This is a genomic window from Radiobacillus kanasensis, assembly GCF_021049245.1.
Classification (GTDB): domain Bacteria; phylum Bacillota; class Bacilli; order Bacillales; family Amphibacillaceae; genus Radiobacillus; species Radiobacillus kanasensis.
This window is the reverse complement of sequence record NZ_CP088020.1, coordinates 1147251-1162246: the sequence shown is the minus strand read 5'-3', so window position 1 is coordinate 1162246 and position 14996 is coordinate 1147251. Positions and strand designations below refer to the sequence as shown.

The 14996-nt window shown below is 39.6% G+C and carries 17 protein-coding genes; 4 read left to right on the top strand and 13 right to left on the bottom strand.

From position 1 onward, the window contains the following. Positions 1–5: 5 nt before the first annotated feature. Positions 6–647, top strand: a complete 642-nt coding sequence (locus KO561_RS06150) for a DUF421 domain-containing protein (protein ID WP_231096247.1) — start codon at positions 6–8, stop codon at positions 645–647. A gap of 183 nt (positions 648–830) precedes the next feature. Here the strand turns inward: KO561_RS06150 and lepB are convergent, their stop codons facing one another. Together lepB and KO561_RS06140 are read right to left on the bottom strand one after the other, a co-directional pair. Then, positions 831–1379: a signal peptidase I gene (gene lepB / locus KO561_RS06145; RefSeq protein ID WP_231096246.1), complete on the bottom strand. Its 549-nt coding sequence runs from the start codon at positions 1377–1379 to the stop codon at positions 831–833. 53 nt (positions 1380–1432) lie between these two features. Beyond that, positions 1433–2098, bottom strand: a complete 666-nt coding sequence (locus tag KO561_RS06140) for a TVP38/TMEM64 family protein (RefSeq protein ID WP_231096245.1) — start codon at positions 2096–2098, stop codon at positions 1433–1435. A gap of 190 nt (positions 2099–2288) precedes the next feature. On the opposite strand from KO561_RS06140, the gene KO561_RS06135 reads away from it, so the two are divergent. Next, positions 2289–2672 carry a YhjD family protein gene (locus KO561_RS06135; RefSeq protein WP_231096244.1) on the top strand — a complete coding sequence of 128 codons (384 nt, stop codon included), beginning with the start codon at positions 2289–2291 and terminating at the stop codon, positions 2670–2672. A 43-nt stretch (positions 2673–2715) separates the two neighbouring features. After that, positions 2716–3465, top strand: coding sequence for an SDR family oxidoreductase (locus KO561_RS06130; protein ID WP_231096243.1), 750 nt, complete (start codon positions 2716–2718; stop codon positions 3463–3465). On the opposite strand, the gene KO561_RS06125 is transcribed toward KO561_RS06130, so the two are convergent. The 7 genes from KO561_RS06125 to KO561_RS06100 all read right to left on the bottom strand — a co-directional run bounded on the left by KO561_RS06125 (position 3462) and on the right by KO561_RS06100 (position 8481). Continuing rightward, positions 3462–3869 (bottom strand): hypothetical protein, encoded by a 408-nt coding sequence (locus KO561_RS06125; RefSeq protein WP_231096242.1) that lies wholly within the window; start codon positions 3867–3869, stop codon positions 3462–3464. The two genes, KO561_RS06130 and KO561_RS06125, sit on opposite strands and share 4 nt — an antisense overlap. A 142-nt stretch (positions 3870–4011) precedes the next feature. Then, a complete protein-coding gene (locus KO561_RS06120; protein ID WP_231096241.1) occupies positions 4012–4518 on the bottom strand; it encodes a competence protein ComK in 507 nt (168 codons plus the stop codon). A gap of 106 nt (positions 4519–4624) precedes the next feature. Then, on the bottom strand, positions 4625–4747 hold the full coding sequence (locus KO561_RS20430; protein WP_269140701.1) for a hypothetical protein: 123 nt from the start codon (positions 4745–4747) through the stop codon (positions 4625–4627). A gap of 82 nt (positions 4748–4829) precedes the next feature. Further along, positions 4830–6005 (bottom strand): M48 family metalloprotease, encoded by a 1176-nt coding sequence (locus KO561_RS06115; RefSeq protein WP_231096240.1) that lies wholly within the window; start codon positions 6003–6005, stop codon positions 4830–4832. Positions 6006–6015: 10 nt separating this feature from the next. Then, entirely contained in the window at positions 6016–6615 is a 600-nt protein-coding gene (locus KO561_RS06110) for a VanZ family protein (RefSeq protein ID WP_231096239.1), read from the bottom strand. A 63-nt stretch (positions 6616–6678) separates the two neighbouring features. After that, positions 6679–7674 (bottom strand): lipoate--protein ligase, encoded by a 996-nt coding sequence (locus KO561_RS06105; protein ID WP_231096238.1) that lies wholly within the window; start codon positions 7672–7674, stop codon positions 6679–6681. 75 nt (positions 7675–7749) lie between these two features. Beyond that, complete coding sequence (locus KO561_RS06100) at positions 7750–8481, bottom strand: MBL fold metallo-hydrolase (RefSeq protein WP_231096237.1); 732 nt, start codon at positions 8479–8481, stop codon at positions 7750–7752. Positions 8482–8577: 96 nt separating this feature from the next. On the opposite strand from KO561_RS06100, the gene yhfH reads away from it, so the two are divergent. Continuing rightward, positions 8578–8706 carry a protein YhfH gene (yhfH, locus tag KO561_RS06095; RefSeq protein ID WP_231096236.1) on the top strand — a complete coding sequence of 43 codons (129 nt, stop codon included), beginning with the start codon at positions 8578–8580 and terminating at the stop codon, positions 8704–8706. A gap of 425 nt (positions 8707–9131) precedes the next feature. On the opposite strand, the gene hemY is transcribed toward yhfH, so the two are convergent. The 4 genes from hemY to KO561_RS06075 all read right to left on the bottom strand — a co-directional run bounded on the left by hemY (position 9132) and on the right by KO561_RS06075 (position 14816). After that, positions 9132–10541, bottom strand: a complete 1410-nt coding sequence (gene hemY, locus KO561_RS06090) for a protoporphyrinogen oxidase (protein WP_231096235.1) — start codon at positions 10539–10541, stop codon at positions 9132–9134. After that, on the bottom strand, positions 10538–11482 hold the full coding sequence (hemH, locus tag KO561_RS06085) for a ferrochelatase (protein ID WP_231096234.1): 945 nt from the start codon (positions 11480–11482) through the stop codon (positions 10538–10540). Before hemH ends, hemY begins: the two co-directional genes overlap by 4 nt. Before the next feature lie 42 nt (positions 11483–11524). Further along, a complete protein-coding gene (hemE, locus tag KO561_RS06080) occupies positions 11525–12553 on the bottom strand; it encodes a uroporphyrinogen decarboxylase (protein ID WP_231096233.1) in 1029 nt (342 codons plus the stop codon). Positions 12554–12650: 97 nt separating this feature from the next. Further along, positions 12651–14816, bottom strand: coding sequence for a transglycosylase domain-containing protein (locus KO561_RS06075; RefSeq protein WP_231096232.1), 2166 nt, complete (start codon positions 14814–14816; stop codon positions 12651–12653). Positions 14817–14996 lie beyond the last annotated feature (180 nt).

Below are 14996 nucleotides of genomic sequence, written 5' to 3'. Positions count from 1 at the left end.
TAGATATGCAATGGGATTTTATTTGGAAGGCAGTATTGATTGTACTGGCAGGAACGGTTCTTTTGAGAATTGCGGGAAGAAAAACCATTTCACAGATGACTTTGGCTGAAACCGTTCTTATGATAGCGATAGGTACTTTACTTATTCAACCAGTAGCAGGAAAAAATATATGGACGACATTATTGGCCGGAGGGATACTCGTTGGTACACTGTTAGTCGTGGAATTACTACAAATGAAATCAGATACATTCGAAAAGCTGATTACAGGCAAAGCAAAGATTGTGATTGACAATGGTACTCCGTATGAAAAGAATCTGAAAAAACTTAGGTTGACGGTGGATCAGCTTGAAATGAAACTTAGACAAATGAATGTCTCGAAAATAAGCGATGTGAAACTTGCCACCCTTGAACCAAACGGACAAATAGGATTTGAATTAAAAAAGGAAGCTCGACCCGTAACAAATAAAGATTTTGAAGAATTTAAACAAACGATCATAAATTCAATTCCTAGTAATTCCCAAATCACTAATTTTAATGAGACTTTAAATTTATTAAACAAACAATATAAGGTTCAAAATAGTGAGGATCTTTTTACCGAGGTTCAAAATAAAGGACATAAAGACACTCCACCCAAGCATTTACAATGAGATATAAATAAGGATGTCAACTCTTCTGCCGAATTGACATCCCGTTTCTTTATACGTTATCAGGAAAGTATAAAATTTTAGCAAGAAGAAACTCGATGAAGCAAACATTTTTAAGTCCCGAGTATAAGGCAACTAACGCTTAGCCTGCGCCTAAATGCTTGGCTTAACCAAGTTTTCTTAGGTTTAATACTTAAAACTAATACCAGCTTGAGACATTGGCCAGTAGCGGATATCTACTTTTCCGACTACTGTTTCCGCGGATACAAACCCAAAGGATCTGCTATCTAAGCTTTTTCTTCGATTGTCTCCCATTACGAATAGATGACCTTCTGGGACTTTTTGTTTCCCTGTCACACTTTCTAATGTAAAGTCTTCGGTTAATGATGAATCTAATTCTTCTTTAAATGGTTTCAAATACTCTTCTTCCACTTTTTCTCCATTTACATACAATTGATCGTTCTTATATTCTATATGATCACCTGGTAAACCTATCACTCGTTTTACATAGTCTTCTTTTTTATTTGCGTGGAAAATGATAACATCGAAGCGATCGATATCTTTCCACTCATAGACGACTTTGTTAACCATTAGTAAATTCCCATCATAAAGCGTAGGCTCCATTGATTTTCCATCTACGACATAGCTGGCAAATAAAAAAGAACGAAAGATCATCGCCAAAATTACGGCAAATACTACCACACGGCCTATTTTCCATAGTCTTTTTTTATTCATGTTCATTTCCTCCAAGGTCTTTCTATAAGCATCTTACCCCGTAGGAAATGGTTTTAATCATCTTTTCGTTTTTGAACATTTGTCTGCTCCGTCCTATCTGCACGCTTTTGGAGCTTCTTCTCTAAGAATTTACCGAATACCCAGAACAGAATGATACATACACCAACTACGATCGTTTTCACCGGTTTTTGGGCAAAGGATACGATACTATCCCCGACATAAGCAATCGTAAAAATCATCACAGATTTACCAAGGACAACAGCCAATAAAAACTGTTGAAAGCTAATTTTCGTTAATCCGGCCACGACGTTAATAACCGAAGAAGGCGAGAACGGAAAACACATGAGTAAAAATAGTGGTCCAAAGCCGTGACGCTCTAACCAACTCGTTACTTTTTTCACTTGTTTATGATTTCTTAACCAAACAAAGAAGCGTTTTTGGCCTAGCCTTCGAACGAGAAGAAATACACAAATAGCACCGACGCTCGCCCCAATCCAAGAAAAAATAAACCCTTCTAATAGCCCGTATGCCGCTGAATTCGCTAACACAAAAACGACAAGCGGAAGGAATGGCAAAAAGGCTTCTAAAAACGGGAGCACAATGCCTGGTAGTGGTCCTAAGCTTTCATAGCTATTTAATAACTGCATGATGAAATCGTCTAGTCGGTCATTTTCTACCATTTGCTGAATCTCTTGCATATCTATGTCGAATAAATACATGCTTCCATAACTCCTCTTGGTTTCCCCTTTAGACTCTTATCTCTAGTTTCCCTATATTTATTGTAATGTAAACTTAGAAAATTGCCTATCCTGTTCTATTTTACCATTTCATAATCATTTTTTTGATTTACTCGCATATACTAATGTTGTATAATAGAACACACGTTCGTATATAAGGAGGGGAACATCATTGCGTTATCTCAACCAAGAAGAGTTTGATCTGGCTTCCCGTTTTTTATTCCTTTCGATGGCTATCCTTGTCATTCGCCAAGACCTCGACCAATGTCAGAAAGGGGTTTTCAAAATTAAAGAGCCTTACCTTGAGTTATTAGAGGAGATGGAACGAATTGCAACGAGCGAAAGAAGATCACTTCGACAACGTATGCGTCGCATGCAATTACAAGTTGTTTCTTCTACGAAAAATGACTCCTTTACTTCTTTTCTCTTTATTTGCAAAGGAAGAGAAGAAGAAAGAAACTATTTTAACCCTGCTATTCGAAAAAAAGTAGAAATTATCGTAAAAGAGCTTATGAAAAAAGCGTTCGCCCATATCGAACTTCCTTCCGCTACCTAATGCGCTGTATAATATAAATAAGGAAAAGAGAGGAGGAATACGTATGGTACATAAAGGTTCCATTGCCGTAGTAACCGGAGTTGGTCATCAAGGAGATATCGGGACAGCTATATGTCGTCGATTAACCAAGGCTGGCCATGATATTTTCTTTACCGACTGGGGAAGTAAGGGCTGGAGTAATACGTTTCAAGAGGAATTACGTGCCTTTGGGGTTCGTTGTGAGAAAGCAACGATTGATTTAGCACAACGAGACGCACCTGCTCGATTACTAGATGCCGTTACAGAAAAGCTAGGTTTCCCAGCCATTCTCGTAAACAATGCGGCCTACTCGGTAAATGATGGCTACGAACAACTAACTGCGGACTTATTGGATCGCCACTATGAAGTGAACATGCGAGGAACAATGTTACTAAGTGTGGAGTTTGCTAAACGATTTGAACAAACAAACTTAACGTCTGGAAGAATCATTAATATGACCTCTGGACAAGCAAAAGGACCTATGGTCGAAGAATTAGCTTATGCTTCTACAAAAGGTGCCATTACCGCTTTTACTTCCACGTTATCCGCAGAAATTGCAACTTTAGGCATCACAGTAAATGCAGTTAATCCGGGCCCCACAGACTCTGGTTGGATGACGGATGACATTAAGACATACTTAAAGCCGAAGTTTGGCTTCGGCCGAATCGGTACCCCAGATGATGCTGCTCGTCTTGTGAATTTTCTAGCTAGCGAAGAAGCGGCATGGATTACTGGACAAGTAATTGACTCAGAGGGTGGCTTCCTCCGTAATTAGTGTGGAATGGATGCATCATTTTTTTGCTGCATCGGGGATTTCTCTTCTTCTGATTCAAACAATTCAGACAGATTGTATGTAATGCCAAGAGAATCCAAAGAGATTACTGTGTCCCCATTTTTTTCTTGAATAAAAAACGCTTCACCCTCGGATTCATTCGTTAACATAGGTTGGAGCGTTTTTTGAAACAGAGAAGTTCCAATATTAGCCACATTGGACCCTTTTTCCAATACCTCTTTCGGCGTAAAATCAAAAAACACGACGAGTGCGAGCGCCACCACGACTAAAATCGTAGCTGCTTTAAATAATGATTTCACGATAGAAGTAACCACAACCCAGGCTACCCCAATTACTAGCACCCCGAGGAGAGGATGATCCAATAGGTAATCCATTGTTTCTTGCATCCTACAAGACTCCTTTCATAGATGTCGACTCATTATGTACTAGTATCCATTATTATTCGCCATTTTAAACATTGCTTCTACATGAAATTCGGGTCTTCCGCTTTTCATTACAAAATTAGATTCATTGATAGGTAGGTATTAACTAACTTGGAAAAGGCTCGGCAACCATGTCTCCTTTATTTTTCGAAAAATATTTCACACGATTATCCAATAAGTATCGAAATTGTGCTGTTCGCTGAACTTGATTCATCATTGATCCGTAGGAAACGTCGACTTTAATAGAAGTTCCATTTTTGAAGTGAACGATCGTCTGTTGAAAAGAAGTTTTTTCAAGTCGATCAATATGGGAGTGAGCAATCCATGAGCAATTTGGATTCTGAGGTGAGGTTGTTGGAAAGAAATACATCCCACTAGAAGGATCCATAGAAATTGGTGCTTTGTGCGTGATTCCACACACTTCTTTGGTGCCGTCTTGTCTACCTTTTAGGCTGCTCCCAAAGAACTTGCACCCTTGATCAACTAACTTACTTGGGGAGGAGGCAACATAGAAGCTATCTTCTACTTCTAATACTAGGCAAACTGATTGGCCGTCTACCTTTTCCTTCACAATAGCACACGTATGAGGCGTAATTTCATATTCTTTTTTCAATATTTTTCATCCTTTCATACAAAGTTCAATGAAAAGCGAAAGACCTATTACAAATGTACCATATTTCTTCATAACTGTCCATATTTTTCCAAATTATCCATTAAAACTACAAAGGATATTCCTCTCCCTTTACCGGGGAAACTTGTTCATAAAACCTGCCATCTTCTAATCCAAAATCAGGATTTAAGAGAGAATAGACTTCTAACTCCACCGCTTCTTCCTTGTCCATTACATGACCTCCTTTTCTTTCTATTCTGAACAATTTGGAGCATTTTTAACCATGAAAAAAACCCCGAGGCAAATGCTCGAGGTTAGTTGTCTCGGGACTTCATTTCGTTTTCTACCATTTCAATCCGTTCCTGAATCGTAGGATGACTGAAACGAAGCCATTTAATCCACCAGGCAGGAGAAATGTCACTTTGGGACTGGATCGCAAGTCTCTGGAAGCTATCTGCTGCTGGTTGTAATTCTTCCGTGTGATCCATCGCATATTGATCAGCAGATGTTTCGATTTCCCTTGATACCCACATCGAGATAGGCTGAAATAAAAACAACAACAAGGAAGCAATCAATAATAAATATGGAATGGCTCGAACGTTCGTAGGTTCACTACTCTCCCTCATTCCCCACCATTTACGGAAAATGACCGCAAGAAGCCACAAGACTACAAAGCTCATAAGCAAGTAACCAGAAACACCAAGCAGGACATGATGCTTCACATAATGCCCTATTTCATGCGCAAGAATAAATAATATCTCATCCTTTTCCATTCCTTGTATCGTCGTATCCCAAACGACGATCTGGGCATTGCCAAAAATGCCGTTCACATAAGCATTAAATGTTGTTGTTTCCGTACTTTTGTTGACCTGGAGAAGCGTGACATCTTCAATTCCTGCATCCTCTGTTAGCTTTAAAATTTCCTGTTTTAACTCCCCATCCTCCATTGGTTGAAAGTCATTATATAATGGATCAATCCATATCGGTTGGATATAAACGAGAAACAATGCAATCGGAATTGTCAGTAGCCATAAAGCAAACCACCATGCTTTCTTAAACTTTTTCATCAAATATCTCGTCAAGATAATTATAAAAAGAAGCCCTAGACAAAACAGGATATAACTTAAGCCGAAATCAAAGAACCAATCAGCATAAGGCTGTTGACTAATTCCATAGGCCTTACAAATTTCATACCAAATGAAATCAAAAGGAAGCTTAATAATGAGGTATAAACCAAACAGCTTAATACAAAACCATATCATAAATGAGAATGACCCATCATTCGTGGTTAGACTGTATCGACTCTGACTACTTTGGTAACGAATAATCCCTAATAGTAGGAACCAATCCAACGGAACAGTTGTGAAAAACATCGCATGACTGAGACTTGCAAAATTGCTCTTCCCAAAGCTATCAAGTGGATACGCAAATAAAAAGTAGCTCCATATTAGGGCAACAAAGAGTCCATATCCAATGAGTAATTTCTTCATTCTTCCCCTCCTACCTTCGATGCGTGCGAATGATTCTTTTACATAATGGCGTGATTCCATAGCCTATGTACACACCTAGTATATTCAGAATTAAGTCGTCTATATCTAAAGCCCCTGTATTTGTTACAAATTGAATCCCTTCTATACAAACTATCAGGATTAAAGGAAACAGAAAACTTCTAAATGGACTCTTAGCTCTCTTAGAAAAGCACGCTTTCCAAAACACACCTATCGGAATAAATAGCCCGATATTTGCAGCTAAGTTATAAAACGCAATCAGAAAAGGGACACGCCCACTTAGATAAAACTGGATTGTTTGAAAGGGGTTGAGATTTACTGCAGAGCCTGCTGGGCCAGAAGGACGGAAAAACAAAAGAAGAATGAGACCCAAACTGTACAAAGAAAATGCGATGAGCAATAATTTTTGTGGTATGTAAAGCGACACTCCTTTTACCCAAAGGACTAGAAAGAGGATAGCTGCCGTCCAACAAAACCAAGTAACCAAGAGTACAATTGGGTGTAGGTAGGAGGTTAAGTCTTTCAGAAAAGGAAACACAAGGATGAAGACAACCTGTGATATAATGAGTGATCCAGTAATGAGACGTTGCACGAAAACCACACCTTTTCTGAAAAGAAAAGCCTCTGCCTGGTTCAAGCTAGAGGCATTCTATTCTTAGTACATTAAATCAATGAACTCTTCTTTAGAAATATTCCCAAAATAGTGCTTCATATCGACATCTGTCAACGCTTCTTCGATTTGTTTCCGCTCGTAACGAATCCCGATGAGTCGTTCTTCAATGTCTTTTACTTCTCCTACTCCGAAGAAGTCTCCGTAAATTTTTGCGTTTTCAATAATTCCTTTTTTCACATCTAAGCGAATATCGACGAGACCAGCCGGGAACTTATGAGATTGCTGGATGTTGGAGGCAGGGGATTTCCCATAATTCCAATCCCACTTTTGATAACGCTCTTCCGATAGTTTCTTAATGTTATCCCAATCTTCATCTGTTAACTCATAAGTTGGTACATCTTCTACACTTTCTACATCGAAGATACTACGCAAAATAATATTCTTGAATTCATCCATCGATACTTTTTCTTCCATAAATTCGGAGATATTCGCAACACGACTGCGAATCGATTTAATTCCTTTGGACTCGATTTTTTCTTTCCGTACATTTAAGGCGGAAACAACATGTTCAATCTCGGAATCATACATCAATGTCCCATGGCTAAACATACGTCCACGCGTAGAGAATTGAGCATTTCCGGAAATCTTTCTTCCATTTGCTACTAGGTCATTTCGCCCTTGCAGTTCAGCTGGTACCCCAAGCTTGTTCAACGCTTCTACAACTGGTTCTGTAAACTTAGCAAAATTATGGAAGCTATCACCATCATCTTTTGTAATAAAGCTAAAGTTTAAGTTCCCAAGGTCATGATAAACCGCTCCACCACCTGATAAACGACGAACCACGTGAATACCGTTATCATCTACATATTTTGTGTTAATTTCTTCCGTGGTGTTTTGGTTTTTCCCAATAATAATAGAAGGCTCATTAATGTAGAAAAGTAAATATGTATCATCGGCGCCAAAATTCTTTAAGACATATTCTTCAATTGCTAAGTTAATATGAGGGTCATTAATCCCTTTGTTATCAATAAATTTCACGAGAAATCCTCCTTTAACATTTTATTCCTTCTCTATTGTAAAACAAACCTGTCCTATCGACAATTTTCTTGCATGTTAGGTTTTAAACGTGTATCCTTCGTAAGCGAGCTCGATGCTCCCACTAAAATATTTCCTTGCTTCGGAACTTAACTGGTCATGCGTTCCATGATGTGGCAAGTGACTAAGAAGTAATGCATTGACACTAGCTTGGTTGGCAATTTCCGCTCCTTCTTTGCTCGTCATATGACCCGCTTTCGATCCATCTTGGTCCTCATAAAAGTTACAGTCCGTGATTAACAAGTCGGCTGATTGTACGAAATCAATAAATTCTTGTTTATAGGAGGAATCTGCTGTGTACACGATGACCTTCTCACCATCTGTAATTCGCATCGCATAACACGGGACAGGATGCTTGGTGGGTATGAATGTAATCGTAAACGGGCCAACTTCTAATGCTTTTTTAGGATTATAAGCAATGGCTTTCGTATAATCATGATTCAGTTTATCAAACCCTTCTGGATCGTCTTGATGTCCATAAATCGGTAACACATCCTTGGTTCCATGTATGGCATTTTGAACGAGCCATGCGTACTGTAGCACTCCAATGTCTGCGATATGATCTTGATGATAATGGGATAACAACACTGCATCTAGATCTTTGACAGGTTTAAAAGCTTGTAGCCTAGATAATGCTCCGCTTCCACAATCAATCAGCAAGGAAAAGCCTTCCTTTTCTAATAAATAGGAAGACGTGGCTCCTCCCGCCTCTGGATAAGCTCCCCAAAATCCAATTACTGTTAACTTCATGACATTCACCTCATTTTTAATTGTTATAAAACAAACTGTTGTATTTTCCGAACTGTTATAATACAATGGAATTACTACAAAACAGGAGGGGTTCACTTGATTAGCATCGTTGAGTTTTTTCGTAATCTGCCTAAAAAGAAATGCTCAAAGTGTGGCAACAGCATATTAGAGAAAGCTGATTGCTACGGGAATTTATGTGACGACTGTGATCATCCCGCTATATAATAATCATTGTACCCGAAGCAGCTTATCTATAAGCTGCTTTTTTTCATCTATTATAGTACAGATATTGAGTGAACGTTTTTGGTCCCCCTTCTGAACCATTAGAAGTCCTACCAAAAAGTTGGAATATTATGTTAGTATGGGTATAAACATAAATGAGGAGGGGCTGCCTTGCCAGTTTGGTTAACTATCGTTGTAGTCGTGTTGTCTCTTATTGGTTATTTAGCAGCATCGGGTTCTTATTTTAAAAGCGAGGAAGACGATAGAATGAGATAGCGGGAGGGATACCATGGAGGAGATCATTGACTTATTACTAAACATCGGATTGGTTTTTTTCATTTTGTTTCTCTTTGTCATTTTCCACAGTATTAAAAATAGAAAATAGAGGTAGCAATTCCCCATTAAATTGCACCCCTATATATTCTAATCTATTCTTTTAAAAATGCTAACACTTGTTCGACAGCAACTTTCCCCTGATCTATACAATCTGGGATTCCGATCCCGTCGTACGAGCTTCCTGCAAGGAATAGGCCGGGAAGTTCCCGCTTTATACCTTCTCGAACAGATTCCAAACGTAGTTTATGTCCAACAGAATATTGCGGCATAGCTTGCTTCCAACGTGTTACCACAGAGAAATTAGGCTCTGCAGTTATATTCATAATCCGCTTTAAATCCTTCAAAGCAATATCTATAATTTCTTCATCCAATAAATCTACCACTTCCTGATCATCTGGTTTTCCAACGAAGCAACGAAGTAATACTTTCCCTTTTGGTGTCGAATTTGGCCATTTTTTGTGTACCCACGTACAAGCCGTAATTCGATAACTACTATTTCGGGAAACGACAAAACCAGTACCGTCTATGTCCTTTTCAATCGCAGATGCATCAAATGCGAGAGCCACATTGGCGACAGAGGTTGCTTTCATTTGGTTCAATGGTTCCACAAACGGATAAGAGCCTAGCATCTTAGCCGTAGCAAAGTACGGTGTCGCCATCACGACAGCATCTGCCTGTATTGTCTTTTGATTTTTCAAGACTAAGGCGTACTGTGAATCATGGAGATTTACCTCGTCCACTTGGGTACTTTTCAATACCGTTCCTTCAGGAAGTTTTGATTCAATCGCATGAATCAAGGACTCCAATCCATTTTCTAGCGAATAAAACATACTGGGCTTTTTCGCATTTGGCTGCGGTTTTTGTGGCTTAGGCGTCGTCTTCTGAAGCCCTTTTACCAAGCTTTGATGCTCCTGCTCTAATTCGTAAAAATTAGGGAAGGTAGACATTAAGCTTAGGTCGTCAATATCTCCAGCATAGATACCAGACAGCAGTGGCTCAATCACATTTTCCACAATCTCATCACCTAAACGACGACGGAAAAATAAACCTAGCGATTGATCTGACTGTTCTTTTCCTTTTGGTAACACAAAGTCCAATCCAGCTCTGATCTTCCCTCTCCAGGAAAATAACGACGAACTTAAAAATGGCTTCACTTGAGTTGGAACTCCCATAAAGGATCCGGACGGCATCTTGTGAAGGTGGTCGTTTACTAAGATATAGGATTGGCCAGTTCCATTTTTGATTAGCTTGTCTTCCAAACCGACATCCTTTGCTAATTCAGCCGCAGACTTTTTTCGAATTAAGAAAGAATCTGGTCCTCTTTCAATGGTGAACCCATCCCGCTTAAGGGATTTAATTTTTCCACCTAATCGATCACTAGCCTCGATAAGTTTTACTTCATATGGAAGCTGGTTTGTATCTATCTCTTTTTGCAAATAATAGGCGGCGGTAAGTCCTGTGATACCGCCACCTATTACTACAATTTGTTTCTTATGACTCATGATAGATCAGAGCTTTTATATTTAGATAAAACAACATCTGCTAGTGTATCGATGAATGGTGGTGCAACGTTTGGCATTTCTGGGCGATAATAGTTCGCACCTAACTCGTCACATACGACTTTACATTCATAATCATTATCGTAAAGAACTTCTAAGTGATCTGCTACAAAGCCAACAGGAGCGTAAACAAAAGAGCGGTAACCTTTTTGCTCATACAAATCTCTCGTCAAATCTTGCACATCTGGTCCTAGCCAAGGATCTGGTGTGTTTCCTTCACTTTGCCAGCCAAGTGCATAGCTCGTAACACCCGTTGCTTCGGAAATCAATTCTGCCGTTCTTTTTAATTGATCTGGGTACGGATCGCCGTTTTGTAAAATCTTTTCCGGTAAGCTATGAGCAGATACGACTAAAACTGCTTTTTCACGTTCTGCATCTTCCATCCCATTAAAGATAGCAGAAATTTCATCAGCCCAATACTTGATAAAGCCAGGAGCATCAAACCAGCTTTCCACAGATGTGATCGTTGTTACGCCGTACTTGTCCGCTTCTTTTTGTGCTCTTCCATTGTAGGACTTCACGCTGAATGTAGAATAATGAGGGGCTAACACGATGGATACCGCTTCCTCAATCCCGTCGCCGGCCATTTGTTTCACCGCATCTTCAATAAATGGCTCGATATGCTTCAAACCTAAGTATGAAACGAATTCTACTTCATCTTGTCTTTCGTTTAATCTAGCTTCCAATGCTTCCATTTGCTCTTGCGTAATTTTAGCCAACGGCGAAATCCCACCGATTGCTTGGTAACGCTCTGTTAAATCTGCAAGCATTTCGGGAGTTGGCTTGTGTCCATGACGAATATCGGTGTAATAACGCTCGATATCTTCTTCTTTATAAGGAGTACCGTATGCCATTACGAGTAATCCTACTTTTCTCTTAGTCAAGATTTCCACCTCTTACATGTGTTGTTTTTTCATTCTAACTTTCTATTTATAGGCGTGAATGAATTCTGTTAATTTTTTTAATGTTGCTGGTTTAATATCCGGGGTGATCCCATGTCCAAGATTAAATACAAATCCAGGTTTCTCTGTACCTTCCTCCAGGATGGCCTGTGCTCTGCTTTCTATGGTAGCCCAGTCGGAAAGTAAAATAGCTGGATCCAAGTTACCTTGCAAAGTTTTCGTAATCCCAAGGTTGCGAGCTTCTGTAACCGACATACGCCAATCTAATCCTAGTACATCAACCGGTAGATCGTTCCATTCCAGAATCAAATGACGGGCTCCCACGCCGAACAAGATCAATGGAACTCCTTCTTCTTTTAACTCCGAAAAAATTCGATGCATAACCGGTTTAACATACGTACGATAGTCAGCAACATTTAACGTACCTACCCAAGAATCAAAAATTTGGATGGCACGAGCACCTGCTTTAATTTGTGATTTAACATACGTGATCACCATGTCCCCTAATTTGTCCATAAGTAGGAACCATGCTTTTGGATCACTGTACATCATTGCTTTTGTCTTATGATAATTTTTAGAAGGCCCACCTTCAATCATGTAGCTTGCGATTGTAAACGGCGCGCCACTAAACGAAATCAACGGGACATCCAACTGTTCCTCTGTTAGAAGACGAATGGTCTCCAATACGTAAGGAACATCTGACTCCGGGTCAATTTCGCCTAATCTCTCAACATCTTGTAGGGAACGAATCGGTTTATCGATTACGGGACCGATTCCCTTTTTAATCTCTACGTCTACTCCAATCGCTGGTAGAGGGGTCATAATATCTTTATATAGAATTGCAGCATCTACTCCGTAATGCTCGACCGGTAATCGAGTGACGTAAGCACATAGTTCTGGTTGATGGGTTATCTCAAATAAGGAGTATTTTTCTTTTAATTTTCTGTATTCCTTTTGAGATCTTCCCGCTTGTCTCATATACCATGCTGGTACATGATGGGTCGCTTCCCCACGAAACGCCTTCAAGATAGTGTCGTTTATTTGTCTCGACATGATTTTCACCCTTCATTTCTAGTCCATTCCATTAACCACTATAACTATTTATTCCCATTCTGTATAGCAATTGATACCAAATGTCACGAATTTGTACCTAATTTCTAAAAGACAAAGTGACATGATTCGATACAGTTCCCATTTCATTGATAAGTGGGTTATAAGGCTGCACATAATACGTAGTTTCTCCAAAAACATTCACCCGTTTTACTCGATAAGATCCTTGTCCTTCTACTTCCCCAATCTTTTCGTCTCCATCTTCTGTTACCTTATAAATATGATAGATAACACGATCATCTGAGCTTGGCGTCCATGTTAACTCTCCTTGCAGGATGGAAAAACCGCCGAGCTTGTAATCTACCGTTAAATCTTCAATAACTGGTAACGTAATCGGTTCCTGTAATTCTTCCACAGAATCCGGCTTCGTAAACGAGGAAGATAGTTCTCTATTACTAGCAACCTCTCTTAGAATGTCTTTGGTTAGCTTCGTCGGTACTTCGCTCCCCTTCGTTACATAATGCTTTTCATCAGATTGGTCATAGCCTACCCACATGGCTGTCACTATTTCAGGCGTATATCCGACAAACCAGGCATCCTTGACCATACCCTTAGCCTGCGGATGCTGGGTCGTACCTGTTTTACCGGCTAATGCTTGAGTGTAATCCCCACTTGTTCCGGTACCATTTTGCACAACTCCTTCTAGCATTCTCGTCATATTCCAGGCTACTTGTTCACTAAATACTTTTGCTGTTTCATAGCCTGCTTCGGCGACAACTTCCTTGTTCCGATCATATATTTTATCAATGGTGTAACCTTTCACCGTTTCTCCTTTATGAACGAAAGCTCGATAACTTTCCGCTAACTGTAACGGGGTCAAACCTTCTTTCAAGCCCCCAAGCGCAATCGATAACCCTTGGTCTGGAATGGAAAGGTTCATTTTTTCCAAATATTCCTTGGCATAGGAAATGCCGATTTCGTTGAGCAACCACACTGCTGGTGCGTTTTTAGACTTTTGGATCGCTTCAAACATGGAAACAGTTCCTTCATACTGTCCATCATAGTTATGGGCTGTATATTCCCCATAGGTTCTTTGTTCATCTGGTATAAGCGTGTACGGCTGATAGTCCTCTAACATCATCGCTGGTCCATATACAGCTAAAGGCTTCATCACCGAACCTGGCTGCCGTTTAACAAGCACGCGATTTAAATCACCAAGCTTATAATTCCTTCCCCCAATCGCAGCGATTATTCCACCGGATGCTTGATCCATTGCAACGAATGCCGCCTCAATGCCAGCTTCTGATCCAGAAAACTCCTCATCCTTTTGCAGCTGCTCATAAGCCTTTTTTTGTACCTGTAGGTCAAGATTGGTAACGATTCGATATCCGCCTCTTTTTAACTCGTTAAATGATATATCAAACGTATTCGTCGCTTCTTGCAAGACAAGGTCAACATAAGAGTCCATCCAAGGTTCTGTCTTTTCTTGCTTTACATTTAGCTCTAGTGTCTTACCTTGCAACCGAATCATCTGCTCTGTTTCTAGCATTCCTAATTGGTTCATCTCTTGTAATACGAGGTTACGACGGTCTAATGCTTTCTCGGGATGATCGATTGGAGAATAGGAATTTGGCGCTTTTACTAAGCCTGCCAGTAATGCACCTTCGCTCACTGTCAAATCCTTTACATCCTTACTAAAATAGTAGCGGGACGCTTCTTGAATTCCATAATTCCCATGTCCAAAGTAAATCTCATTAAGGTAATATTCGAGAATTTTTTCCTTCGTAAAGTTTCGGTCCAAATAAATAGCTGCCATTACTTCTTTTGTTTTTCTCATCCATGTCTTGTCATTTGTCAAAAAAAGGTTCTTGGCGAGCTGCTGAGTGATGGTGCTAGCCCCTTCTTTTTTACTCATTGATAAAATATCCCTTGATAATGCACGCATAACCGATTTAAAGTCGACCCCTGCATGGTCATAAAATCGACTATCCTCAATAGCGACGAAAGCATTGGAAACATGCTCCGGAATATTATCAAATGATACTAAGGAACGATTTTCATCGTAAATCGTCTTCACAACAACCCCATCTTCTGTTTCGATGGTTGTCGTTTCTTTTAAAATTAAATCCTCCTCATCAACAACAAACCTTCCGCCAAATAATATAAATAAATATCCGATAATTCCTAATACGACAATACTAGCTAACACATATATCGGCCATGTCCACTTCCCTGAAACCCTCGACATGTATTCTTTCCATTTCACGGTATTTCCCTCTTTTCTAATTGGTGCATGGTAATCATTATACACGGAAAAAAAACGATGATGAACGATATTCATTCTTCGTCACAAACCCTTCAAAATCAGGTCTTGCTTGATTAGACTTTTCTACGATTGGTAAACTAGAAGAAGAACAGAATTTATTTTGGAAGGAAAAAGGTGAGA

Coding starts and splice junctions, on each gene's coding strand:
- KO561_RS06150 (WP_231096247.1), top strand. CDS start 6: ATGCAATGGGATTTTATTTGGAAGGCAGTATTGATTGTACTGGCAGGA.
- lepB (WP_231096246.1), bottom strand. CDS start 1,379: ATGAATAAAAAAAGACTATGGAAAATAGGCCGTGTGGTAGTATTTGCC.
- KO561_RS06140 (WP_231096245.1), bottom strand. CDS start 2,098: ATGTATTTATTCGACATAGATATGCAAGAGATTCAGCAAATGGTAGAA.
- KO561_RS06130 (WP_231096243.1), top strand. CDS start 2,716: ATGGTACATAAAGGTTCCATTGCCGTAGTAACCGGAGTTGGTCATCAA.
- KO561_RS06125 (WP_231096242.1), bottom strand. CDS start 3,869: ATGCAAGAAACAATGGATTACCTATTGGATCATCCTCTCCTCGGGGTG.
- KO561_RS20430 (WP_269140701.1), bottom strand. CDS start 4,747: ATGGACAAGGAAGAAGCGGTGGAGTTAGAAGTCTATTCTCTCTTAAAT.
- KO561_RS06115 (WP_231096240.1), bottom strand. CDS start 6,005: ATGAAGAAATTACTCATTGGATATGGACTCTTTGTTGCCCTAATATGG.
- KO561_RS06100 (WP_231096237.1), bottom strand. CDS start 8,481: ATGAAGTTAACAGTAATTGGATTTTGGGGAGCTTATCCAGAGGCGGGA.
- hemY (WP_231096235.1), bottom strand. CDS start 10,541: ATGAGTCATAAGAAACAAATTGTAGTAATAGGTGGCGGTATCACAGGA.
- hemE (WP_231096233.1), bottom strand. CDS start 12,553: ATGTCGAGACAAATAAACGACACTATCTTGAAGGCGTTTCGTGGGGAA.